General features: G+C 32.0%; 24 protein-coding genes. 10 read left to right on the top strand and 14 right to left on the bottom strand.

The genetic code is table 11. From position 1 onward, the window contains the following. Positions 1-3 precede the first annotated feature (3 nt). The 6 genes from C8N26_RS08970 to C8N26_RS08945 form a co-directional block, all read right to left on the bottom strand. Positions 4-951: an isopenicillin N synthase family dioxygenase gene (locus tag C8N26_RS08970; protein ID WP_028892562.1), complete on the bottom strand. Its 948-nt coding sequence runs from the start codon at positions 949-951 to the stop codon at positions 4-6. Between the two features lie 60 nt (positions 952-1,011). Then, entirely contained in the window at positions 1,012-1,737 is a 726-nt protein-coding gene (locus C8N26_RS08965; RefSeq protein WP_120186994.1) for a DUF6048 family protein, read from the bottom strand. Further along, positions 1,718-2,194, bottom strand: coding sequence for a DUF6452 family protein (locus C8N26_RS08960; protein WP_120186993.1), 477 nt, complete (start codon positions 2,192-2,194; stop codon positions 1,718-1,720). Before C8N26_RS08960 ends, C8N26_RS08965 begins: the two co-directional genes overlap by 20 nt. A 6-nt stretch (positions 2,195-2,200) precedes the next feature. After that, positions 2,201-3,652, bottom strand: a complete 1,452-nt coding sequence (rlmD, locus tag C8N26_RS08955; protein ID WP_120186992.1) for a 23S rRNA (uracil(1939)-C(5))-methyltransferase RlmD — start codon at positions 3,650-3,652, stop codon at positions 2,201-2,203. Between the two features lie 107 nt (positions 3,653-3,759). Further along, positions 3,760-4,455, bottom strand: coding sequence for an OmpA family protein (locus C8N26_RS08950; protein ID WP_099216081.1), 696 nt, complete (start codon positions 4,453-4,455; stop codon positions 3,760-3,762). A 14-nt stretch (positions 4,456-4,469) separates the two neighbouring features. After that, positions 4,470-4,946 (bottom strand): lipocalin family protein, encoded by a 477-nt coding sequence (locus C8N26_RS08945; RefSeq protein ID WP_099216129.1) that lies wholly within the window; start codon positions 4,944-4,946, stop codon positions 4,470-4,472. A 249-nt stretch (positions 4,947-5,195) separates the two neighbouring features. Between C8N26_RS08945 and rocD the strand changes: the two genes are divergently transcribed. Continuing rightward, positions 5,196-6,440, top strand: a complete 1,245-nt coding sequence (rocD, locus tag C8N26_RS08940) for an ornithine--oxo-acid transaminase (protein WP_120186991.1) — start codon at positions 5,196-5,198, stop codon at positions 6,438-6,440. Between the two features lie 191 nt (positions 6,441-6,631). Here the strand turns inward: rocD and C8N26_RS08935 are convergent, their stop codons facing one another. Then, positions 6,632-9,607 (bottom strand): DEAD/DEAH box helicase, encoded by a 2,976-nt coding sequence (locus C8N26_RS08935; RefSeq protein WP_120186990.1) that lies wholly within the window; start codon positions 9,605-9,607, stop codon positions 6,632-6,634. Positions 9,608-9,770: 163 nt separating this feature from the next. Continuing rightward, positions 9,771-10,487: an RDD family protein gene (locus C8N26_RS08930; protein ID WP_120186989.1), complete on the bottom strand. Its 717-nt coding sequence runs from the start codon at positions 10,485-10,487 to the stop codon at positions 9,771-9,773. 118 nt (positions 10,488-10,605) lie between these two features. Between C8N26_RS08930 and C8N26_RS08925 the strand changes: the two genes are divergently transcribed. From C8N26_RS08925 to C8N26_RS08900, 6 genes are read left to right on the top strand one after another with little or no spacing between them, the layout of a single operon-like run. Further along, complete coding sequence (locus C8N26_RS08925; RefSeq protein WP_028892553.1) at positions 10,606-11,571, top strand: stage II sporulation protein M; 966 nt, start codon at positions 10,606-10,608, stop codon at positions 11,569-11,571. Next, complete coding sequence (locus C8N26_RS08920; protein WP_120186988.1) at positions 11,564-12,415, top strand: hypothetical protein; 852 nt, start codon at positions 11,564-11,566, stop codon at positions 12,413-12,415. Before C8N26_RS08925 ends, C8N26_RS08920 begins: the two co-directional genes overlap by 8 nt. A gap of 4 nt (positions 12,416-12,419) precedes the next feature. Continuing rightward, a complete protein-coding gene (locus C8N26_RS08915) occupies positions 12,420-13,154 on the top strand; it encodes a DUF4129 domain-containing protein (protein WP_120186987.1) in 735 nt (244 codons plus the stop codon). Position 13,155: 1 nt separating this feature from the next. Next, on the top strand, positions 13,156-14,397 hold the full coding sequence (locus tag C8N26_RS08910) for a DUF4350 domain-containing protein (RefSeq protein ID WP_120186986.1): 1,242 nt from the start codon (positions 13,156-13,158) through the stop codon (positions 14,395-14,397). Between the two features lies 1 nt (position 14,398). Further along, a complete protein-coding gene (locus C8N26_RS08905; protein ID WP_120187205.1) occupies positions 14,399-15,403 on the top strand; it encodes an AAA family ATPase in 1,005 nt (334 codons plus the stop codon). Positions 15,404-15,405: 2 nt separating this feature from the next. Continuing rightward, on the top strand, positions 15,406-16,737 hold the full coding sequence (locus tag C8N26_RS08900) for a DUF58 domain-containing protein (protein WP_120187204.1): 1,332 nt from the start codon (positions 15,406-15,408) through the stop codon (positions 16,735-16,737). A gap of 47 nt (positions 16,738-16,784) precedes the next feature. Here the strand turns inward: C8N26_RS08900 and C8N26_RS08895 are convergent, their stop codons facing one another. From C8N26_RS08895 to C8N26_RS08885, 3 genes are read right to left on the bottom strand one after another with little or no spacing between them, the layout of a single operon-like run. Next, entirely contained in the window at positions 16,785-17,111 is a 327-nt protein-coding gene (locus C8N26_RS08895) for a CCC motif membrane protein (protein WP_028892547.1), read from the bottom strand. A gap of 14 nt (positions 17,112-17,125) precedes the next feature. Beyond that, positions 17,126-17,419: a DUF2752 domain-containing protein gene (locus C8N26_RS08890; RefSeq protein WP_245962547.1), complete on the bottom strand. Its 294-nt coding sequence runs from the start codon at positions 17,417-17,419 to the stop codon at positions 17,126-17,128. A gap of 6 nt (positions 17,420-17,425) precedes the next feature. Next, positions 17,426-17,749 carry a YbaB/EbfC family nucleoid-associated protein gene (locus C8N26_RS08885; protein ID WP_120186985.1) on the bottom strand — a complete coding sequence of 108 codons (324 nt, stop codon included), beginning with the start codon at positions 17,747-17,749 and terminating at the stop codon, positions 17,426-17,428. Between the two features lie 138 nt (positions 17,750-17,887). Between C8N26_RS08885 and C8N26_RS08880 the strand changes: the two genes are divergently transcribed. Further along, on the top strand, positions 17,888-19,984 hold the full coding sequence (locus C8N26_RS08880) for a S9 family peptidase (RefSeq protein WP_120187202.1): 2,097 nt from the start codon (positions 17,888-17,890) through the stop codon (positions 19,982-19,984). A 114-nt stretch (positions 19,985-20,098) separates the two neighbouring features. Next, on the top strand, positions 20,099-21,094 hold the full coding sequence (locus C8N26_RS08875) for a PLP-dependent cysteine synthase family protein (RefSeq protein WP_120186984.1): 996 nt from the start codon (positions 20,099-20,101) through the stop codon (positions 21,092-21,094). Between the two features lie 136 nt (positions 21,095-21,230). On the opposite strand, the gene C8N26_RS08870 is transcribed toward C8N26_RS08875, so the two are convergent. Then, positions 21,231-22,166 carry a DsbA family protein gene (locus C8N26_RS08870; RefSeq protein WP_120187201.1) on the bottom strand — a complete coding sequence of 312 codons (936 nt, stop codon included), beginning with the start codon at positions 22,164-22,166 and terminating at the stop codon, positions 21,231-21,233. A 226-nt stretch (positions 22,167-22,392) separates the two neighbouring features. Here C8N26_RS08870 and C8N26_RS08865 point away from each other — a divergent pair, with 226 nt between their 5' ends. Next, positions 22,393-22,770, top strand: a complete 378-nt coding sequence (locus C8N26_RS08865) for a winged helix-turn-helix transcriptional regulator (RefSeq protein WP_245962546.1) — start codon at positions 22,393-22,395, stop codon at positions 22,768-22,770. A gap of 163 nt (positions 22,771-22,933) precedes the next feature. Here C8N26_RS08865 and C8N26_RS08860 read toward each other — a convergent pair whose 3' ends face one another. Both C8N26_RS08860 and C8N26_RS08855 read right to left on the bottom strand, forming a co-directional pair. After that, on the bottom strand, positions 22,934-23,239 hold the full coding sequence (locus tag C8N26_RS08860) for a DUF2834 domain-containing protein (RefSeq protein WP_120186982.1): 306 nt from the start codon (positions 23,237-23,239) through the stop codon (positions 22,934-22,936). Between the two features lie 25 nt (positions 23,240-23,264). Beyond that, the gene (locus C8N26_RS08855) at positions 23,265-24,521 is read right to left on the bottom strand and encodes an exo-beta-N-acetylmuramidase NamZ family protein (protein ID WP_120186981.1); all 1,257 of its coding nucleotides are present in this window, start codon (positions 24,519-24,521) and stop codon (positions 23,265-23,267) included. Positions 24,522-24,623: the final 102 nt, after the last annotated feature.

Below are 24,623 nucleotides of genomic sequence, written 5' to 3'. Positions count from 1 at the left end.
GATTTATTTTTTCAATCCTAATTCACGTAAACGCTCATCTAAAAATTCACCAGCAGTAATATCTTCAAACTGCTTTGGGTTGTTCTCGTCAATACAGTTTTCTAAAACATCTAATTTCATATCAGAAACAGGGTGCATAAAAAAAGGAATAGAGTAACGAGAAGTTCCCCATAATTCTTTAGGAGGGTTTGTTACTTGGTGAATGGTAGATTTTAATTTGTTATTACTATGACGCGATAACATATCACCTACATTAATCATTAACTCATCTGGTTCAGCAATTGCGTCAATCCATTCTCCTTTGTGGTTTTGAACTTGTAATCCTTTTCCTTGAGCTCCCATTAATAAAGTGATCAAGTTAATATCACCATGAGCAGCAGCTCTTACAGCTCCTTTAGGTTCTGTAGTAATTGGAGGGTAGTGAATTGGACGTAAAATACTGTTCCCGTTTTTAATATAGTTGTCAAAATACGTTTCTTCTAAACCTAAATGTAATGCTAACGAACGTAAAACATACTTAGCTGTTTTTTCTAACATTTGGTAAGCTTCTTTACCTACTTTGTTGAATTCAGGTAATTCCTCAACCTCTACATTTTCTGGGTATTCTTTAGCGTACTTTGAATCTGCGTCAACATACTGACCAAAGTGCCAAAACTCTTTTAAATCTCCTTCTTTCTTTCCTTTTGCACTTTCTTTACCAAAAGAAACATATCCTCTTTGACCTCCAATACCTGGAATTTCGTACTTTTCTTTTACTTCAGTAGGTAAATCAAAAAACTTCTTGATTTCAGCATATAAGTTATCTACTAATTCATCGTCTAAAAAGTGTCCTTTTAATGCTACAAATCCTATATTCTCATAAGCGTCACCAATCTCGTTGATGAATTTTTGTTTTCTTTCAGCATCATCAGATAAAAAGTCTGCTAAGTTTACGCTTGGAATTTTATTCATTGTTAATAAGTTTTATTATTCAAGCTGTAAAGTTAGTGAAATCAAGTGTATGCTGATAATTTATTTATTAACAAAAGGGATTAAGTACGATATTGTATAGTTAAACCCGAAGCCTGTGTTACTTTCAAAAACACGGTTAAAACCAGGGGTATACAAGGTTTTAAAGTCTTTTTGATCGTCGACACTTAACATAATTTTATATGAAAAGCTAAAACCTATAAACAGGTTTTTAAAAGTTTCTGCCTTTATACCTAGTTGTAATTCAGTCCAATGAGCGGTAAGTCCGTCATCAGACATAGGTGTTGTAACTGGGTTTGAGGGAAAATAAGGAGGTAGATTTTCGGTACCCGAAGAAACATTAGGTTGGTAGCTATTTAAGGTATGATCAAATATGGCAAAGCCATAACGCATACCAACATAAATTTCGTTATTCATGTCTAACCAATTCTCGTAAGCATTGTAATTTGCTCCAAGTCTAATATAACTTCCTTTTGAACTAGAAGAAGAAAAGTCTTCATAAGTAGTTTCATCTTCATGTCCTATTTCTGCAGCAACATACCATTTTTTAGAAATTCTATAATCACCCACAAGCTCTAAACCACTATAGCTTTTATCAACAATAGAAAGAGCAGGTTTACTAATATCTATTCCAATACGTAAGCCATATCCTGTTTTGTATGTAATGGTATCTTTTTTTTCTTCGGGTTTTTCTTTAGTTGTGTTTTGTTGAGAATAACCGTTTATAAACACAAAAGCGAAACATAAACTAATGAAATACTTGTACATGGGCGCTAGCTTGATTATCGATTAAAGGAATTTCTGTAGTTGATAAACTGTTTATCCAACCTGTATTACTTAAAGTTACATTTTCATAAATAATTCTGAAACCACATGAGCGAGAAACAAAATCTTCTTCAGGGTTATACTCAATAATAAGCGTAGCGGATTGATTGTTAGCTATATTACCATCTACATTATTCATTTTTAATGTATATACTGTTTTCTGAGATAAACTGTTTAAAGGAATAGCAATACTATCTGTTGTTCTATTGGTAAAGAGACTATCAGTTTTACCTTCTGTAATTACAGATAAGCGTTCTACACTTTTTAAATCATTCGTATTATCCATATCGTAAAAACGAAGCACTAAATTGGGTGTTACTGGGTTTTGTGTACAGAAATCATCTTTTTCACAGGCTGTTAAACCTACTAGAAGTATGAATAAAGCAATGTATTTTTTCATTAATATTTATTTTTCAAATAAAACCACCGTTTCTATGTGTGATGTATGTGGAAATTGATCTACTAAACTAATCTTTTTTAATTGGTATCCGTTGTTTATCAATTCCTCCGTGTCACGAGCTTGTGTTGCTGGGTTACAAGATACATAAACCATTCTATCAGCGTTTAAGTTTATGATTTTCTTAAGCGTTTTTGGCGCAATTCCTGCACGAGCTGGGTCTAAAATAATGGTTCTTATTTTGTTTTTATATTGTGGGTGTTCATTTAAGAACTTTCCTACATCAGCTGCATAAAATTGTAAACCTTCAATATTGTTTCGTTCTGCATTCTTCTTAGCATCTTCAATAGCAGAGGCTACAATATCTACACCAACAATTTTAGTGTTATTCGACTTTGAAGCAATAATTTGCCCAATGGTTCCAGTACCACAGAATAAATCCATCACTACGGTATTGTCAATTGCATCTTTGTTTTCTAACGCATAATCAACTACTTTGGTATATAGTTTTTCGGCAGATTTTGGATTGGTTTGGAAGAAGCTTTTCATGCTAATTTCAAAATTCAACCCTAATAACTCTTCTACAATTTTATCTTTTCCGTATACCAATTTAACGCTTCCTGAAGTAGCAATAGTTCTATCACCAGTTTCGTCGTTAATAGTGTGTAATAAACCAGCCACTCTATCACCAAATAACTCTACTAGATAGTTGGCGAATTTATCTAAATCAAATTTTGATAAATCGTGAGAAGTGGTTACTAAATTGAATAAAAGTTCGCTGGTTTTATATGATTTTCTTACCACAAAATACCTAAAGAAACCTTCTTTTTTAGGTCCGTGCCAAGGCGCTAAACCAGTTTTCTCACAATACTCTCTAATGTGTTTGATGTTATCTTCAACATGTTTGTCAAATAAACCAGAATCTTTTTCAAGATTATCACCCATCCACCAAACACCACGACGTTTAAAACCTAATGTAAACTCATCTATATCGGTTTTATTTTCACGGTCGTAACCAATGGCAGAAAAGCCATATTCCATTTTATTGCGGTAGTGAAATACATTTGGAGAAGCAATAAACTCATCAAATAGATCTTCAATATTTTCAACTTTACCAATGCGTTTAAATAAAGATAAAGTACTTTCTTGCTTGTATTTGTGTTGTAAATCTATAGGTAATTGAATATAAGGTGCTCCAGGAATATCTTGATATGGAACAGATACTTCATCATCAGAATGTTTTAAAACATCAATTAACTTACACTCTGCATACTTCTTTTTTGATTTATCTACACGTGCTTTTACTAATTGTCCTGGTAAAGTGTTAGGAACAAAAACTACAAAAACACCTTCTTCTGAACGTATTCTTCCAATTCCTTTTCCACCGAAGGCATAGTCTTCAATTAAAATTTCAATGACTTGTCCTCTTTTTACAAACTTATTTCGCTCTCTTCTTGGCATTCTATACTATGATTTATGGTGTGCAAAATTAGGAAAAGATATGGTTTGAAGATAAAAAAAAGACTACTCATTTAGAGTAGTCTTTAATCTTTGTTGTGAAGGCTTTTTTATTGACCTGCTTCTTTTTTAGCTTCTTTTATCATTTGTTCGTTTGCAACAATAGCAAACTCAACACGTCTGTTTTTACTTCTTCCTTCAGCAGTATCGTTAGTAGCAATAGGATCTTTAACACCTAGTCCTTTAGTTTCAAAACGACTGTTGTTTAATCCTTTACCAGCTAAGTAGTTTCTTACTGAATTAGCTCTTTTTTCTGAAAGTTTTTGGTTATAATCAACAGCACCAGTACTATCTGTATAACCGTAAATTACAATATTTGTGTTTTCATAATCTTTAAATACAGGTACTAATTTATCTAAATTGGCCTGCGCTGTAGCTGTTAAGGTAGCTTTATTAGTAGCAAAACGAACAGCATTTTCTCCTAAAGTAAGTTTAATACCTTCACCAACTCTTTCTACTTCTGCACCTGGTAAAGCTTCTTCAATTTCACGAGCTTGCTTATCCATTTGGTTACCAATTACACCACCAGCAACACCACCTACAACACCACCTAAAATGGCACCTAGTTCAGAGTTGTTTTTGCTTCCTACATTGTTACCTATTACAGCACCTATTACAGCACCAGCAGCTGTACCAATAGCAGCACCCTTTTGAGTGTTGTTAGCGTTTTGTATAGACTTACAAGAGGTAAAAATTGTGCCAGCTAAAAATAAAATTGATAAACTATAAATGATTGATTTTTTCATAATATTCTTATTAATTATTGTCTTTGAAATGAATATGTAATGTCTTTTACTTGTCCTGCAACGTTAACTTGATCTATTAAATCAAAACTAGTTTCGGTAACGTTACGTAACCTTAAAATATATCCGGCATTAACGTCTTTAGCTTTGTGATTATTAATAATCTTTAATACAAAGTTTCCATCTTTATTAACATACCATGTAATAGGAGAGCTAAAGTCTTTACAATCTGTACTTGGATTATTTAAGCTCATTTCTCCTTTGTTGTTGTTTGAAACAAAACTCCAGTTACTACCAATAAAGCAGTTAGAGTCTTCTAAATTAAATGAGTTTACTTTTAGGTAGTTTGAACCTGGAAAGTTTACAGCAGTAATAGTCCAGTTACCTTTTAGCATTCGTTCAGTTTTATTGTCAAGTTTAGTGTTAGTTACAGATGTAGATTTACACCCAATTACAGCTATTGAAAGCAGTAATAAAAATAAGATTTTTTTCATAAAATGATATTTAGTTAATTCCTTTAAAGATAAAAAAAACTGATTAACTATGGTTTTATTGTAAACCATAAAAAAAGTTATGTTGTTTGTATTTTTAGACCCTTCAAAGTCTATGAAAGTCACTTAAATTTAATAATTTTGTAGCTAGGGATGATTTCTTTCCCACGCTGAATTTTCGAAACTTCTTTTTCGAAAGGATAAAGGTAGATAAGGAATAGTTATTTTATAAATTTTAAAAAATTAAGAAAAATGGCTGTTTTAGACCAATTAACTTCGCAACAAGCGATTGACTTAGAAAACAAATACGGAGCACATAACTACCATCCATTACCAGTAGTATTGAGTAAAGGAGAAGGAGTATATGTATGGGATGTTGAAGGAAAAAAATATTATGATTTTTTATCAGCTTACTCTGCAGTAAACCAAGGACATTGTCACCCGAAAATTGTTGGGGCAATGGTAAACCAAGCACAAACATTAACATTAACTTCCCGTGCTTTTTATAACGATATGTTAGGAAAGTATGAAAAGTTTGCAACTGAATACTTTGGTTTTGATAAATTATTACCAATGAATACGGGTGCTGAAGCTGTTGAAACTGCTTTGAAAATCTGTAGAAAATGGGCATACGAAGTAAAAGGAATTGAAGAAAATGAAGCGCAAATAGTTGTGTGTAAAAATAACTTCCACGGAAGAACAACTACCATTATTTCATTTTCAAACGATCCAGTAGCTCGTAAGAATTTTGGGCCTTTTACAGAAGGATTTATCAAAGTAGAATACGATAACTTACAAGCTTTAGAAGAAGCTTTAGAGAATAATGATAACATAGCTGGTTTCATGGCTGAACCAATTCAAGGAGAAGCTGGAGTATATGTGCCTTCTGAAGGGTATTTAGCAGCGGCTAAAGCCTTATGTGAAAAGCATAATGTATTATTTATTGCAGATGAAGTACAGACAGGTATTGCACGTACAGGTCAGTTATTAGCAGTAAACCACGAAGATGTTCAACCAGATATTTTAATTTTAGGTAAAGCTTTAAGTGGAGGAGCATATCCAGTATCTGCAGTATTAGCAAACGATGACATTATGAATGTTATTAAACCTGGTAACCACGGTTCTACTTTCGGAGGAAACCCTGTTGCTGCAGCGGTAGCTATTGCAGCTTTAGAGGTGGTTAAAGATGAAAAGTTAGCTGAAAATGCTGAGCGTTTAGGTAAAATATTTAGAGAAGAGTTAGCTGAGTTTGCTAAAGAAAACGAATTAGTAACGTTAGTACGTGGTAAAGGATTGTTAAATGCTGTTGTAATTAACGATACCGAAGAAAGTGAAACAGCTTGGAATATCTGTTTAAAATTACGTGACAACGGATTGTTAGCAAAACCAACACACGGAAACATTATCCGTTTTGCACCACCATTAGTAATGAACGAAGAACAATTAAGAGACTGTATTAATATTATTAAGAAGACTATTACTGAGTTTAAAAAATAAGTTTACAGCATTGTATATAAAAAAAAAGGAACGATTTAAGCGTTCCTTTTTTTGTTGTTATTTTTTAGTTTTAATTACTAAAACATGAAACTAACATTTTTCTAAATGTTATTAAAAATGTTTAATAGCAAGTTAGGTGCTTTCCTGTACACTTTTTAAATTGGTAATTTTTTTGGTGTACAAAAACATAATTAGTTTACCATTTCATAAATATTTAGGTGTCTTTTTAAGATTCCAGAAGGCGTATTTTTGGTTTCATCAAAAATTCGGGTATCACCAAAAAGAATAAAACTTTCTTTAGCTCTAGAAACCGCTACATTTAACATATTAGGCTTGTTGTCTTTTTCAAAAAACAAGGTTCCTTCATCATCATTAGAATATACAGAACTGAACAAAATAATATTTCGTTCTGCACCCTGTAACGCATGTACTGTACCTAGTTTTATATCGCTTACTTTATAACCTGCATCGGTTAAAGCTTTAGATAATTCTCCTTTTTGACTTGCGAAAGGGGTAATGATTCCTAAAACAGGTTCAATGGCTTCTACATTGTAGGCTTCTTGAATGGTTTCTTTGTTTTGCTGTAACCAAGAAATTATGGCTTTTACTTCACTAATGTTTTGACGACTGTTGTATTTGCGTTCACTAACTCCTTCTATATGATATGCCATCATTGATGGAAATGCTTGGTTTTCTTTCGCCCTCCCTTTCATAGGTTTTAAAATTCCATCGTACGCCAATTCGTTACAAAAACTAATAATTTCATCATTACATCGTCTGTGCTCTAACAAAACCAATCCTTGTTCTTTTTTTGCGGGTAGGGGAGTTTCAAATTCGCAGGCATTTTGAGCCATTTTCATAATGCTTCCGCTAGAAGCTAAAAAACCTAACTCATCTAAATGTGCGTCATTCTGATTTTCAATAATATCAAGACTTGTTAAGTTTCCTTGGTCGATTTTTTTAGGAATAGACCAAATAGGTTCTATTTGTTTTAAATCACCTATTACAAAGGCTTTTTGAGTTAATGAAAATACAGGGATACTTACTTCTGGAGTAACCTGACCTGCTTCATCAATAATTAACAAATCTAAAAAGTTGTATAGCGGTAAGTATTCAAAAATAGGTTTTCCGTTTTCGTTTTCTCCTTGAAATTGACTGTATAAAAAGTGACTTGGAGCTGTATAAAAGGTAGCGACAAAGCACGGAGTAAGCATAGCTCTTCGTTTCCATTTTGCTTTGATAGCATATTCACCTGTACCTTTTTCGGTATTTTCCTCCAACATTTCTCTGGTTTCTAGTAACCAACGAGCTTCCCAGTAATGGGTTGCTAATAAAAATGCTTTATGACGTAAATCAATATCTAACTCATCATAAAAGAAACGTTGTGTTGCATCGTTAGAGTTTATTTTTTCATATTCGTATGCCCACATTTGTTCTTCTGAAACAAAAGGAAATCCTTTAATGTTATTTTCATACTTCCAATTTTTTAGGCTTAAATGCGATTGTAATAACAGGTTTACATTATTTGTACATTCTTTTATGTATGCAGCTGCTTTTTTAGCATCTACTAATGTTTCTGCTGTAGTCTTAAAAATATGTTCAGCATTTTTTGTTTCAAAATTAGCTTCATCAATAAAATAGTGTTTTACTTTATCAATAAAATCAGTGTCTTTTGTAGCTGTTTTTAAATCGTTTAAAACAGTTCTCCATTCTTGTAGTTTGGAGATTTTAAACGTACTTTTTTCGATGAAATCTTCTTCGTGTACGAGTATGCTGTTAATATAGTTTACCGCATTAATATAGTTTCTAGAGTAGTCAACACCATCTGCTAAAATATTTTGAATCCCAATAATTTCTTCTTGTAGATGATTGCAAACATCGTCAAGTGAATTTGTTTGGGTATTAAAGTAATTACAGTAATTGGTTAAGAAATAGTACTCAGCTTCTGAAATGTATTTTTCGTTTTCTAGATTACATAAGGTTCCTTCATGACCAAATAGGTTTCCTTTTAAATAATTGATATTGGCCAGTTTTTTCTCACTTTTTGAACTGGAAGGAAGATAGGTAGCATATCCGTTAAAATCAGGAACCCAACGGTTGGCTAATTCTTCCATAGTGCTTTCAGAATTGATAAAACTATCAATAATATTGGTTACTGCTTGGTTGTTGTTTGAACAAGCTAAGATAATCGGTGCTTCTTCTCCGTTAATAGCAGCTTTTACAAATTCGGTAGCAACTAAACTTTGTAATAGGGTAGTTTTCCCAGTTCCTGGAGGTCCGTTTACAGCGGTAACTGCATTTTCTTCGGCTACTAAATAGGATAGTAATGTTTTACGTTGACTAACAGAAAGTGGAAATTTATTTGACATTTGCCCTAAATGCAAATGGTTATACACTAAAAATCCGTTATCGGTAATGGCTTCTTGTCGTTTTCTAGTATATGGGTTGATGATTTTAGAAAGTACGGGTAACTCATCCGTATTTTTAAGTAGGTTTTCGTACAGAAATAAAATACTTTTTGCTGTAGAAATTTTAGAACTTAAAGCAAAGTAAGTAAGCTCATATTGCGTGGTATAGCGTTCTACTTGATAACGGTATAGGTTACTAAAAGTTATCGCAGAAAATACTTCATTAATATAGTTCCAGTATTCATCCCAAGGTACAAGGTCTTCGCTATTTTCAAAATCAGGAGAAGCTAATTCTTTAGCATCTAAAACGGTATCGATAGAAGAGAAGATAAAATCGTTCTTAATATCTGCCATAGGAGTTAGATAGTTACGAACAATTAAAGGAAATCCATCTTTTGGAGCTGATAATTGTCCTGAACGATTTACAATAGCACTAATCCAAAATGGATGAATAGTGCGTTGTTTGAATTTAGTGTTGTCGGTTTGATATACTAAATGAAAGGGTGCAATTAATATTTTAGTTTCTTCTACTTTATGCCACTTAGGATTGTCTTTTTTAGTAATTCCTTTTAATCGATTAATTCTACGTTCTTCAACATCTAATAATTGATTTGCTTGTTTAGAATTGATGAGCGCATTGCTTAAATCGGATGATTTTTGATGAAAAAGGTTTTTTATTTTACTAATGTCGATAGCTAAGTTTTCACTATCAGATAAGCTGTTTTTATAATATTGTAACCAGTTTTTTTCGTTGTTCATAGTTGTTCTCGTGCCCTTGAAATGTGATTTTTTTCCTGTAAGAAAGGGTGCGAAAATACTATATTCAGCGTCTGTAAAAAGGGTTTTTAAAACCTTTTTATTAACGATGAAAAAGACTGAATAGATAGTGATTTAATTATCAGTAAAATAAAATGTGAAAAAATTACTGCCTTGCATAATAATGATAATCTTTAATCACAGTATCTATAAATTGAGCAGGTTTTTGCTCGGTGGTAATTCCTGTTAACTCAATAACTTTTGTATGTAGTTTTAAAATTACTTTGTGATTTCTTTTTCTCAAGGCGTCCCTATATACATTTGAGATAGTGTGAATATCGCTATCAGTCAACAAAGTTACTTGCGAATAGGTAGGAGTGTAATTGTCTACTACATCATTAGCAATGGTATCTTTTAAAGTAATTCTTTTCTTTTCAGATATTACAGTAGTTCCCGCAGCAATATCTCCTAAGCGTTGCCCTTTTCCGTTTAATAAAATCGTAAGAACAGCAACAGAACCACTAGCTAAGGTAAAATCTACAACTCGTAATAACCAACGAATTAAATAGCTTCCAAAAGTAGGTTTAGATCCGTCTAACTTTACCACTCTAGTTTGGTTAAAGTATTTTCCAGGAGTTTGTCCGTTCATTAAAACTTCAAAAATCAAGCTGTAAAAAAATATTGGCAATCCAAGCAGCATGTACAAGCTCAGGTATTCCATACTAAAAGGAATATCTAACATTCCTATTATAATGGCAATAATGATATAATATCCGAAGATAAATAAAGCATCAATTAAGTATGATCCTATGCGAGTAGTAACATGTGCGACATTTTGGCTAATAGCGATGTTCTGAGCTGTTTCTATTTGAAATTTATCCATGTATTAGTTTTTCAATTTTTTTATTGATATTTCTACAACTTTTTTTAGTTTAGCGAAGATAAAAATATTCTATGATTAAGGAAACTTCTCAACAAATACACTTTAATTTTTTGAGTAAATGAGAGAAGCTGCTTTTGTAAATAAAAATAAAGAAAAGTGGCAGCTTTTTGAAGATGCTTTGTATCAAAAAACAATTATCTCTCCAGATAAATTATCAGATTTATATGTAGAGTTAACTGATGATTTGAGTTATGCTAAAACCTTTTACCCTAATGGGAATACGGTTGTGTACCTTAACTCTATAGCTTCTGCTGCGCATCAAAAAATTTATAAAACCAAAAAAGAAAGTAAGAATAGATTTACCAGTTTTTTTAAAACAGAGTTTCCTTTACTTTTTTACAGTTATCAAAAAGAACTGTTTGTTGCTTTTATCGTTTTTGCTTTTTTTACAATATGCGGTGTTTTTTCAGCAGCGACTGATACTGATTTTGTACGTCTTATTTTAGGTGATACTTATGTGAATATGACCCTAGAAAACATAGAGAAGGGAGATCCTATGGCTGTATACAAAGATGCAAATGAAATTAACATGTTTGTTGGAATTACTATGAACAACATACGAGTTGCTATGTATGCTTTTGTATTAGGAATACTGTTTTCCGTAGGAACCCTATACATAATGATGCAAAACGGAATTATGTTAGGCTCATTTTTGTATTTCTTTTACGAAAAAGGTTTGTTTTGGGAATCTTCAAGAACTATTTGGATTCACGGAACCATAGAAATATCAGTAATTGTAATTGCAGGTTGTGCAGGTTTGGTATTGGGGAATAGTATATTATTTCCTAAAACCTATTCACGATTAGAATCGTTTAAAAGAGGTATGAAAGACGGATTGAAAATTATGGTAAGTACCATTCCGTTTTTTATTGTTGCAGGTTTTTTAGAAGGTTTTGTAACCCGTCATACCGAAATGCCCGATTGGTTAGCTATTTTAATTATAGGTACTTCATTAGTATTAATTATATTTTATTACGTCATTTATCCAGTTAAAGTTTATAAAAATCAACTAACACATGAATAAAGAATATATCGAGTTTAAAAGAGAGAGAGATTTAGGAAGTATTATTTCAGATGCTTTTAAGTTTATTAGGTTAGAAGGAAAACAATTCTTTTTATCTATTTTAAAAGTAGCTGCAATACCAATAGTTGTAGCTGTAGCTTCTATGATTTACTATATGATATCTATGTCATCAATAATTACTGAAGATGCAAGTGCTGTTATTGGTATGATAGGATCTGTGTTTATTATGATGATAGCTTATTTAGTAGCCATTGTTTTTATAAACCTAGCAGGTATGTACTACATTAAATCTTATATAGATAATAAAGGTGTGGTGATTCAAGAAGAAGTTGTGGCTAACACAAAAGCAAAGTTTTGGTCGTTTACAGGTTTTGGTATTTTAGCAGGATTGATATTGTTTGCAAGTGCTATGTTATGTGTATTACCAGTATTTTATACTTGGCCAGCATTATCTTTAGGGGCTTCAATCTTAGTGTTTCAAAATGAAACAGCTTCAGGAGCAGTGGGTAAATGTTTTAACTTTATAAGTGGGTATTTCTGGGAAGTTTTTGGAGTAGTTTTCGTGGTGTCTATTTTGGTAAGTGTTCTAGGATATGTATTCCAAATCCCAGCAATGATTTATCAATTTGCAAAAATGGGATTAAGTATGGGGAGTGATGATCCAGCAGAAGTTTTTGGGTTTTTTAGTGATCCTATTTATTTGATTTTAAATGTTGTTTCAATAGCAGGTCAGCTAATGTTTTATTCAATAACGTTAATCACCAATGTGTTTTTATATTTTGATGTTAATGAGAAGAAAAATTTAACAGGAACTATTGAAAGAATTGATAGTTTAGGACAGTAATCTTTTGAAACAGTTTCTTTTTTACATAGCGTTTTTTATTTGCTCAATAACTCTTTTCTCTCAAGAAGAAAAAAGAGAAGTTAGGTATGATGATACTATTATTGAACAAAAAAAGTTTGATGCTCAAAAAATTGAAGAGTATAAACAAAAAGAAGAGTTTATATACATCGTAGAAAAGAGAGAACCTACTATTTTAGAGAAAATATGGGATTGGTTAAAACGAACAGTTATTAAAATACTTTCATACGTTTTTGATGATATTACACCAGCAGTAGGATTTTTACGTGTTGTTTTAAAGATTTTACCATATGTAATTGCAGGGCTCGTACTTTTCTTTATTATAAAATTCTTCCTAAAAGTAAACGCTAGTAATATTATTGATGGTAAAAGAGTAAAACCTATCGTGCATCTTTCGGAAGAAGAAGAATTGATAAAAGACAAAGATTTGCCTAAGCTAATAGAACAAGCTATTACAGAAGGAAACTATCAATTAGCTGTGCGTTATTACTATTTATTATTACTGAAAAATTTATCAGATAAAGAATTTATTTCTTGGCAACAAGAAAAAACAAATGAAGATTACATAAAGGAATTGGTATCTAAACAACAATTACATAGCGATTTCAAAAAGCTAACCTATTTGTATGATTATGTATGGTATGGAGAGTTTTCAATCGATAAAGAAAAATTCATGCAAGCAGAAAGTGAGTTTAAAAATACACTAGCTAAAATTTACTAATTTGGATAAGAAACTTAAAATATACATTGGTTTATTGGTGTTTGTATTGCTTGGTATTATTTATATCGAGTCAGTAAAACCGAAAGAAATCAATTGGTATCCAAGTTATGCAGCTAAGCATAAGATTCCGTATGGTACGTATGTATTGCATAAAGAAATGCCAAGTTTATTTCCGAAGAAAAAAGTAAAAGATATACATCAAAATCCGTATACTTTTTTAAAAGATTCAACCAATAACGGAACTTATTTTTTTGTTGATAATGCACTGAATTTTGGTGAAGATGAGTTTTCTGAACTGCTCAAGTTTGTAAAAAGAGGAAATAATGTTTTTATAGCTACTAACGGAGTACATATTGATACATTAAAAACAGAAACAAGTATTTTAACAACATCGGCTTTTGAAGAAAAAGCGTATCAAAAAATGAGTAATCCAATTTTTGGTGAAATAGAATATCATTTTGATAGAGATTTTTCTAAATTCTATTTTTCTGAAGTAGATACCTTAAACACAACTGTTTTAGGTGAGTTAGTAGTAAGAAATGAAAAAGATTCTATTATCAGCAAAAAGCCAAATTACATTAAAGTAAAACACGGAAAAGGAAATTTCTATTTGCATACTTTTCCGCAGGCTTTTACCAATTACAATATGTTGTTAAACAACAATTACGAGTATGTAGCAAATGTATTATCGTATATAAGTACTCCTCAAAAAAATGAAACGGGGGCTACGGGAGGGTCTAATAGTAGAAGTACTATTTTATGGGATGCCTATTATAAAACGGGAAAGAGTGGCATTGCTTCACCCATGCACTATATTTTATCAACCCCACCGTTAAAATGGGCATATTACATCGCTTTAATAGGTGTATTATTTTTCATTATTTTTAAAGGAAAACGAAATCAGCGATTAATTCCTGTAATTACACCGTTAAAAAATCAAACGTTGGCTTTTACACGTACCATAGCAAATATGTATTATGAAAAGTCAGATCATAAAAATATAGCAGAGCATAAAATTAACTATTTTTTAGAGTACATAAGAGTTAAATACCGATTATCAACTCTAAAAATAGATGAGAATTTTTATAAAAATGTAGCTAGTAGAAGTGGAAATTCTGAAGAAAAAATCAAAGATTTATTTCAGAAAATAAAACAAATACAATCAAAATCAAATATAACCGAAGAGGATTTGATAGCCTTAAATAAAGCTATTGAAGATTTTAAAGCATATAAAAATAGTTAATATGGATACAGAAAATAATTCAGTAGAAACAACAAACGAGTTGTTTACAAGCAGAGTTGACTTGTCAAAATTAAAAGAAGCTGTTATTAAGATTAAAGAACAGTTAGGAAAAGTAATTGTTGGGCAAGAGGAGTTTATGGAGCTGTTATTAGTTTCTTTATTGGCTGATGGTCATGTGCTAATTGAAGGAGTTCCTGGAGTTGCTAAAACAGTAACCGCAAAACTATTAGCTAAAACCATTGCAACGGATTTTAGCCGAATTCAATTTACACCAGATTTAATGCCTTCAGATGTGTTAGGAACTTCGGTACTAAATATGAAAACGTCTGATTTTGAATTTAAAAAAGGACCGATTTTCTCAAACATAGTGTTGATTGATGAAATTAACAGAGCGCCTGCAAAAACACAAGCAGCGTTGTTTGAGGTGATGGAAGAAAAGCAAATTACTATGGATGGTGAGCAATACATAATGAATCCACCATTTATGGTATTGGCAACTCAAAACCCAATAGAGCAGGAGGGAACTTATGCTTTACCAGAAGCCCAATTAGACCGTTTCTTGTTTAAAATAAATGTAGGGTATCCTAATTTAGATGAAGAAATACAAATTATCACTGCTCATAACGATCGTAAAGGGGCGTTACCACAAACTCAAGTAGAAGCTGTATTAACAGAGTCAGAATTACTAGAATATAGAAGTAAGGTTTTTGATGTATTAGTAGAGGAAAAGATTATCAAATACATTGCCCAGTTAATTTCTAATACACGTAACAATGCGCATTTATTTTTAGGAGGTTCGCCAAGAGCAAGTATTGCAGTATTGATGGCTTCTAAAGCTTTTGCAGCAATTAACGGACGCGATTTTGTAATTCCAGAAGATGTAAAAAAGAGTATTTATCCGGTATTGCGTCACAGAATCATGTTAACTCCAGAACGTGAAATGGAAGGAATGACTTCAGACAAAGTAATTGAAATGATTGTGCAATCCGTTGAAGTTCCAAGATAGTGATTCAATTCTTTAAATCGTTATACGTACACAATCGCTTTTTTATCTATATAAGCGTAATTTCAGCATTGTTTTTAGTGTCGTTTTGGATTCCTGTGCTGTATTCTGCAACATGGATGCTAGTATGGTTTTTTGTTATAGCGATGTGTATTGATCTAATCATTTTATATCGATTTAAAAACGGATTTTCAGCAAAAAGAATTGCATCAGAAAAGCTGTCGAACTCTGATGATAATGAAATAGCGATTACACTTGAAAACAATTATCCATTTCAAGTTTTTATTTCGTTGATTGATGAATTGCCAGCACAATTTCAAAAAAGAGATTTTGAGCATGCAATGTCTTTGAAACCTGGAGAAAAATCAACATATACTTATACCGTTCGACCTGTTGAAAGAGGTGAATATGCTTTTGGAAAAGTAAACGTATTTGTGTCATCTATTTTACAGATGTTTTCAAAACGTTATTCTTTTTCTGCGGAAGAAAGTGTGAAAGTATATCCATCGTATATACAAATGAAAAAGTACGAGTTTTTAGCAATGCACAATAACCTAACGGAATTTGGTATGAAGAAAATTCGACGAATAGGGCATACAATGGAGTTTGAGCAGATAAAAAACTATATTCCAGGAGATGATATTCGTACCATAAACTGGAAGGCTACAGCCAAAAGAGCAGAGTTAATGGTGAATCAATATCAAGATGAAAAGTCACAACCTATTTATTCGATGATTGATTTGGGTCGCGTGATGAAAATGCCTTTTGAAGGTTTGAAATTATTAGACTATGCGATAAACTCAACGTTAGCTTTTTCAAACATAGCTTTATTAAAAAATGACAAAGCAGGAATGCTTACCTTTTCCAAAAAGGTTGAAAAGATAGTAGCAGCAAGTAATAAGAAAACTAATTTATCGGTCATCAACGAAGAGTTGTATAATATAACTACAGATTTTTCGGACGCGAATTTTGCATTGTTATATGCAAATATTAAACGAAAAATAAATCAACGTAGTTTGTTGATTTTATATACTAATTTTGAACATATTTCAGCTTTAAAACGTCAATTATCTTATTTAAAGGCTATTGCTAAAAAGCATTTATTGGTAACTGTTTTCTTTGAAAACACAGAGTTGGATACGTTAATTAAAGAAAATGCAGAAGACTTGCAAAGTGTTTATCACAAAACAATTGCAGAGAAATATGCTTACGAAAAACGTTTGATGATAAAAGAACTAGAGAAAAATGCTGTACATGCTATTTTAACCAAGCCGCAACACTTATCGGTCAATGTTATAAATAAATACCTAGAGTTTAAAGCAAAAGGAATGATATAAAAAAAGCGACCATTTGGTCGCTTTTTTATTTTTTTATTGATGTAGAATTATTGTAGTTCTTGTAATCTTTCTTGTAATAATTCTGGATTTCCTAATGCATCCATTCCTATCATTGAAATAATCCAAACAATGTAAGCTATAAAAATAACGTTTAATATAATACCAACAATACCAAGTATTTTCCCTGTATTAGCATTTTTTACTCCTTCGTACATATCAGGGTTTTCGTTATTCAATTTAATAGCTTTGTTACCTAAAACTAAAGCAATAATTCCTAAAGGTAGCCCAATAACTCCATAACAACAGCAAGTTACAATAGAGCATATACCTAAAACTAATGCAGTAGTTGAATTTGGTAGTTTTTGTTTTTCCATAGTTTTTCTAAAGTTTAAATTATTTGATTCATTTTTATTACATAGCTAATCACAATAATGGCTATGTTAACGATAGCCAATATACTGATTATTTTTTGGGCGTATTTTACTTTATAAAAGAAGTTAATAGCAACCACAAAAGCTAACGTTAGTAAGGTATATATAGCAGGGTACATTTTAAAAGCCGCTATAAATTCCCCATGAAAAACTAAGCTTAACGCACGTTGTATACCGCAACCTAAACAATCCATTCCAAAGAATTGTTTGTTTAAGCAGGGTAGCATATAATCTTCTAATTGTAAAAACATGGCTTATTATTTAAACATATCCATTCCAGGGATGTTAGGCATCCCACTTTTTGCAGCAATAGCTAATTCTTGTTCGTTAATTTCACCAGCACGTTTTAAAGCTTTGTTTAAAGCTAAAATTAAGTAATCTTCTAGCTCTTCTTTATCTTCTAATAAAGATTCGTCAACAGTAATAGCCTTTATTTCTCTGTTGGCAGTTACGGTAACTTTTACATTTCCATCAGCAACGCTTTCGTCAATTAAAACGGTATCTAAACGCTTTTTTGTTTCTTCTACTTTTTGTTGGGCTTCTTTTAATTTACCCATCATTCCAGAAATATCTCCGAACATAATCCTTCTATTTTATGATTTACTTAACAACAAAAATAGTATTTTCACAAGAAATATAAACCAACTTTAAAAATGAAAAAATTAATGCTACCAGCTTTGGCATTTAGTCTTATTTTTGCGTCTTGTAAAAAGCAAGAAATGAAGAAAGATATCAAAGCTCCAGTTGCTGAAAAACAGCCGACAAAGTTAGAGAAACATGGAGATGTACGTACCGATGATTATTTTTGGATGCGTTTAACCGATGAGCAAAAAAATGCTGAGGTTAAAGATGAGCAAACCCAAAAAGTATATGATTACCTAAATGCAGAGAATACCTATTATGATGAAATGACGAAAGAAACGAAAGAGTTTCAAGAAGAGTTATTTCAAGAAATGAAGGGACGTATAAAAGAAGATGATGAGTCTGTTCCGTATAAACAAGATGGGTACTTTTATATTACGCGTTATGAAAAAGGGCAACAGTACCCAATTCATAGCCGTAAAAAAGAAACTTTAGAGGCTGAAGAAGAAATCATGTTTAATGTGAATGATGAAGCTAAAGGATATGATTATTTTCAGTTAGGAGGATTAACGGTATCGACAGATAATAAATTAGTTGCATTTGCTACTGATACAGTAAGTCGTCGTCAGTATTTTATCAGAATAAAAAATCTTGAAACAGGTGATATTTATAAGGATGTTATTGAAAATACTACAGGAGGTTCTGTATGGGCAAATGATAATAAAACATTGTTTTATGCTAAAAAAGATCCTGTAACGTTACGTTCTTCAAAAATATACAAACATACGTTGGGTTCTGATGCGTCTTTAGATGAATTAGTGTATGAAGAAAAAGACGATACGTTCGGAGCTTTTGTTACCAAATCAAAATCTAAGGATTATATCATAATAGGTTCGTATAGTACAGTTTCTACAGAGTACCATGTATTAGATGCTAACAATCCTGATGGAGAGTTACGCATTATTCAACCTCGTGAGCGTGATTTAGAGTACGATGTAGCACACTACGGAGATCATTTTTATATCAAAACGAATAAAGACGGAGCGACTAACTTTAAGTTGATGAAAACTCCTGTAGATAAGCCTGGAAAAGAAAACTGGGTAGATGTAATTCCTCATAGAGAAGATACGTTATTTGAAGACTTCTCAATTTTTAAAGATTATTTAGTTTTAGAAGAAAGAAATGAAGGATTAAATAAAATCCGTATCAAGCGCTGGGATGGAGCAGAAGATTATTACTTGCCTTTCGATGAAGAAACATATTCAGCAGGTGTATACGGAAATCCTGAGTTTGATACAGAGGTAATTCGTTATTCGTATAACTCAATGACAACTCCAAGTTCTGTGATTGATTTCAACATGAAAGACAAATCAAAAGAAATTAAAAAAGAACAAGAAGTTTTAGGAGGAAAGTTTGATAAAAACAATTATGTAAGCAAACGTATTTGGGTACCTGCTCGTGATGGTAAAAAAGTAGCGTTGTCAATTGTGCATCATAAAGATACTAAGCTTGATAAAAACACACCAATTTTACAATATGCGTATGGTTCTTACGGATATACAATTAACGACGGATTTTCAACAACACGTTTAAGTTTATTAGATCGCGGATTTGTTTATGCATTAGCGCATATTAGAGGAAGCCAGTATTTAGGACGTGAGTGGTACGAAGATGGTAAAATGTTGAATAAGAAAAACACATTTACTGATTTTATTGACTGTTCTAAATATTTAATAGATAATGGTTATACATCTCCAGAGCATTTATATGCTATGGGAGGTTCTGCTGGAGGTTTATTAATGGGAGCTGTAATTAATATGAATCCAGAGTTATATAATGGAATAATTGCTGCGGTACCATTTGTAGATGTAATTTCTACGATGTTAGACGATAGTATTCCATTAACAACAGGTGAGTATGATGAGTGGGGTAATCCTAATAATAAAGAATATTACGATTATATCAAGTCGTATTCTCCTTATGATCAAGTTGAAGCTAAAGCATATCCAAATATGTTGGTAACTACAGGACTACATGATAGTCAAGTACAATATTGGGAACCAGCAAAATGGGTGGCTAAACTACGTGAGTTAAAAACAGATAATAATTTATTATTCTTACATACAAACATGGAAGCAGGTCATGGAGGAGCATCAGGAAGGTTTGATGCTTTAAAAGAAACTGCAGAAGAATACACGTTCTTTTTAATGTTAGAAGGTAAGTTAAAAAAATAATTATATTTTTGCGCTCGATTGAGTGTAAGTGTCATTGCGAAAGCAACGAACAATCTCAACAGATTTTTCGTGTCTAATTTTCGTAATGACACTTTTTCTTATTTATAAAACATAATGAAAAGACATCAAGGTATAACCAATTCAATAATAGATTTAGTAGGTCAAACCCCCATGATTCAACTGCATCGTATTACCCAAGATTTACCGGGTACATATTATGCGAAAGTTGAAGCTTTTAATCCGGGGCACTCTGCTAAAGATAGAATTGCGTTGCATATCATAGAAACGGCAGAACAAAAAGGAATAGTAAAAGAAGGAGATATTATTGTAGAAACAACCTCTGGTAACACAGGTTTTTCATTGGCAATGATAAGTATCGTAAAAGGTTATCGTTGTATTTTAGCAGTAAGCGATAAGTCTTCTCAAGATAAAATTGACATGTTAAAGTCAATGGGAGCAGAAGTGCATGTTTGTCCTGCAAATGTTACTCCAGACGATCCTCGTTCTTATTACGAAGTAGCTAAAAGATTACATAGAGAAAATCCAGGGTCTATTTATATCAACCAGTATTTTAATGAGTTGAATATTGAGGCACATTACAAGAGTACAGGACCAGAAATTTGGGAACAAACCGATGGAAAAGTAACACATGTAGTCGCAGCAAGCGGAACAGGAGGTACAATTTCTGGAACTGCACGATATTTAAAAGAGCAAAATCCAGATATACAGATTCTTGGAGTAGATGCAATGGGGTCTGTAATTAAAAAATATCACGAAACTGGTGAGTTTGATGCAAATGAAATAAGTCCGTACAAGATAGAAGGTTTAGGTAAAAACTTAATTCCTACTTCTACCGATTTTGATGTGGTAGATGTGTATGAAAAAGTATCGGATAAAGAAGCAGCTTTAAAAGCTAGAGAGTTAGTAAAAGCAGAAGGAATTTTTGCCGGATATACTTCTGGCGCAGCTTTACAAGCTACGCAACAATATGCAGATAACGGATTTTTTGATGAAAATAGTGTAGTAGTGGTGATTTTACCAGATCACGGTTCTCGTTATATGAATAAAATCTATTCTAACAATTGGATGAAAGAACAAGGTTTCTTATAAAAAACCTTGTGTAATAAAACTAAAAAGTTTCGTTTTTGTTTTTTAGCATAAGCAATAGCGGAATTAATGACGTTGTTTTAGAATAAATGTCATCTGATGGGGGGATAGGGGTAAATGCTATTGCCTATGCTTAGAGTTATATGTTAGATTTTTTAATCGTCCACATAGCTCCATTTTTAGTAGCAATTTTTTCTAAATACTCCTTTTTCACGAGGTCATTTAATAATTGTTCACTTTGTATTCTAGGAATTCCAGATAATTCTGAATACTCTCTAACAGTAAGTGAATTGTATTTAGCGAATAAAGTTTTCCAGTCCTTAGCATATTCACTTTTAGAAATTGTAGGTTGAATTTTTAAAATAGCCATTTCGTAGAAAGCATACGCTTTAGAACCATATACGATTTCTTGGTTACCTGATTTGTCTTCAAAATACATTGTAGGAAAACCTCTTACTCTATAAGCTCTCGCTAATTTTAAATCTTCTTCAAATAATAGTTTAGCTTTTCCTTCATAATCAGTTTTTAATAAATCAACATCAAGCCCTACATTTTTTGCTGCGGTTGCCATGTGCTCCCATTTAGCAATATTTTTCTTTTTTAAGAATACCATTTCTCGCATTTCTCTTAAAAACAATAGCGCTTTATCTTGGTCTTGCAACTGAGCAGCTTTAAATGCTATTGAAGGAGGGTAAGATGAATCTAAAGGGTCTTCTAACCACACATCACCATCTATAGGCATATCGTAATAAACGCTAACTTCGTCCCAATGATGCGCAACGTCTGAAGGTTTGCTTATTCCACCGCTGTTATAGCTCCAATCAGGTAATAAACCACCCATTCTATAATCAATTTCAATATTATCTCCGTATTCTAACTTTAATTTTCGTAGTTGAGGTTCAATCCCCCAACAAGAAGAACAAATAGGATCGGTAAAGTAAACTACCTTTATTTTCTTTTCTTTTGGTTGCTCTTTTTTTATAGTAGCGTTTTCGGTACTATCATTTGCTACTTCGCACATTCCTGTTTGCGGATCGCATAAAAGCGGATTTGAGTTCGATGTTTGTTCATTCATGTTGTTTGTTTTTGACTGTCCTTTGCAAGCTGCAAGATTCAACAAGGCAATAAATACTATTAGTACATTAATATTTTTAACCATGTTCTTATTTGTTTTACAATTGATTTATAAAGCAAAACTATGATAGATAACTAGTATATTTGGCATGAGTTTCCTAAAGGAAAGTACTTTCCTCTAGGAAACTACCTTAGTGTTTAAAGAATAAATTATAGAGTTTACATCAGTGAAAAAATCAGTAATAAACAATACAACTGTTTGTCAAGTTAGAATGCAAGCTATAAGTGATGCAATGAGTATCTTATCAGGAAAATGGAAGTTCCATATTTTAGGAACGCTGATAGAAGGCAATAAACTAGGGTTTATGGATTTATTGCGAGAAATTAACGGAATTGGATCGAAAATGCTATCGAAAGAATTGCAAGATTTAGAAATGAATCGTTTGGTTAACAGAACGGTTAAAAATACGAAACCAATTACGGTTGAATATACCATTACTGAATACGGCAAAACACTAGCTCCTTTAATTGACAATTTAGCAAAATGGGGAATTGAATATAGGCAATTGGTGTGTGAGGAAGAGGAAATTAAAAAAGTGGAATAACGTTTATCAGGCTGTGGTTTTTGTTATGTGAATAAGGTTTATTAGGGTGGTGTAAATAGACTGATTTTTTTATTTGTCAATGGAATAGGGGGATTAAGTGTTATGAAAAAAATGCATAGCCTTTTGTAGAAGAAGGGAGAGAGATACTTAAAATTTAAAGAAACTATTTTTTTAATTCACGTTGATAGAGAAATAAAGGTAACCCCGCAGAAATACCTATAGTAAAAGTAGCCAAAATAGGAACCCAGTAGTTTTTAACACCAGTTTTTTCATTTAAAATAAAAACTAATAAAACGACAGCTGAAATTATTATATCGTAAGCAAAAAACCTACTTATTCGAGTTGCAATCAATTGATCAAAAAGCAGCTTGAAATCAAATCCATTTTCAAAAATAAAACTTATAAATTCATAGTATGGAACAACCACACCTATTATAAAAAGTAAAAAGTATATATTTTTTATTTTCATAAAAACAATAAATTACAGTGTTTCATTACTCGTACAACAAATACTGTTCACGTATTTTTTTAAAGTTTTCTAAGCCCTGTTGCCAACTCGCTTTAATTTCTTCTTCCGAAAGCCCTTCTTCAATTTGTTGTTGTAGCTTTTTAGTACCTGCTAATTTGATAAAAAAAGAATTGAAAAAATCTTTTTTAGGAGACTGTTGATACGCTTTTAGTAACCAACTAAGGTCTAAGTTAGCTAAACGTTTTGAAGTGCTTAAATCTTCTCCAAAACATAGTTCTCCTTTATATTTTGGGTGTTTTGCTCCCTCATTCGGTTGCGGAGTAAAACTAAAACCAGTTTTTTCTAAAAAAGGTGAACCATACACTTGAAACTGTTTGTCAGTTCCTCTTCCTGCTGATACGTTAGTTCCTTCAAAAAAACACAAACTAGGGTATAAGTTTATTGAGACATCGTTTGGTAAGTTAGGCGATGGTTTTATAGGTAAACTATAGGTTGACTGATGTGTGTAATTTTCTAACGGAATAATAGTTAAATTACATTTTAAGTCGTTAGCTAACCATTGTTCACCGTTAATCATTTGTCCGTATTCCCCAATCGTCATTCCATATACAACAGGTACAGGATGCATCCCTACAAAACTTGTATGTTCGGGTTCTAAAACAGGTCCGTCAATATAATGCCCGTTAGGATTGGGTCTATCTAATAAAATTACAGGAATATTTGCCTCGGCACAAGCTTCCATCACATAATGTAATGTAGAAATATAGGTGTAAAAACGAGCGCCTACATCTTGAATATCAAAAAGAACTACATCAATTCCTTTAAGTTGCTCAGGAGAAGGTTTTTTATTTTTTCCGTATAAAGAAATAATTGAAACCCCCGTTTTTACATCTTTTCCATCAGCTATCGCTTCACCAGCATCCGCTTTTCCTCTAAAGCCATGTTCAGGAGCAAAAACTTTTTGTACATTAATCTCTTCGTAGTTATGGAGGTAATCTACCAAATGATGTGTTACTTGTTTAGATCCCATAATATTGGGTGAAACTTCAGCTCGTTGTAATACTTGTAAAACGGAAGTCTGATTTGCAACAATGGCTATGTTTTTATTTTTTAAAAGAGGAAGGTATTGGTCTGTTCTATCAGCACCCGTTTTAATTGTTTTTGGTTTTTCTGGTATTGCTACTTCTTTAGTGGTAGATTTTTTTTGCTCTTGAGCACAAGAAGAAAGTTGAAAACTAAATACTAAAAAAAATAAAAAAATGGAATTAAAAGAAAACTTCATCTATAAAAAATTAAAAGATAAAGGTACAGATTTCTGTTTTTTAAGAATAATAAAAGTTAAAGAATTAAAACCTAGCTATTCTTCTCTTTCTTTACATAAGAA

The organism is Tenacibaculum lutimaris (assembly GCF_003610735.1).
Lineage (GTDB): Bacteria > Bacteroidota > Bacteroidia > Flavobacteriales > Flavobacteriaceae > Polaribacter > Polaribacter lutimaris.
This window is presented reverse-complemented; position numbering and strand designations above follow the sequence as displayed.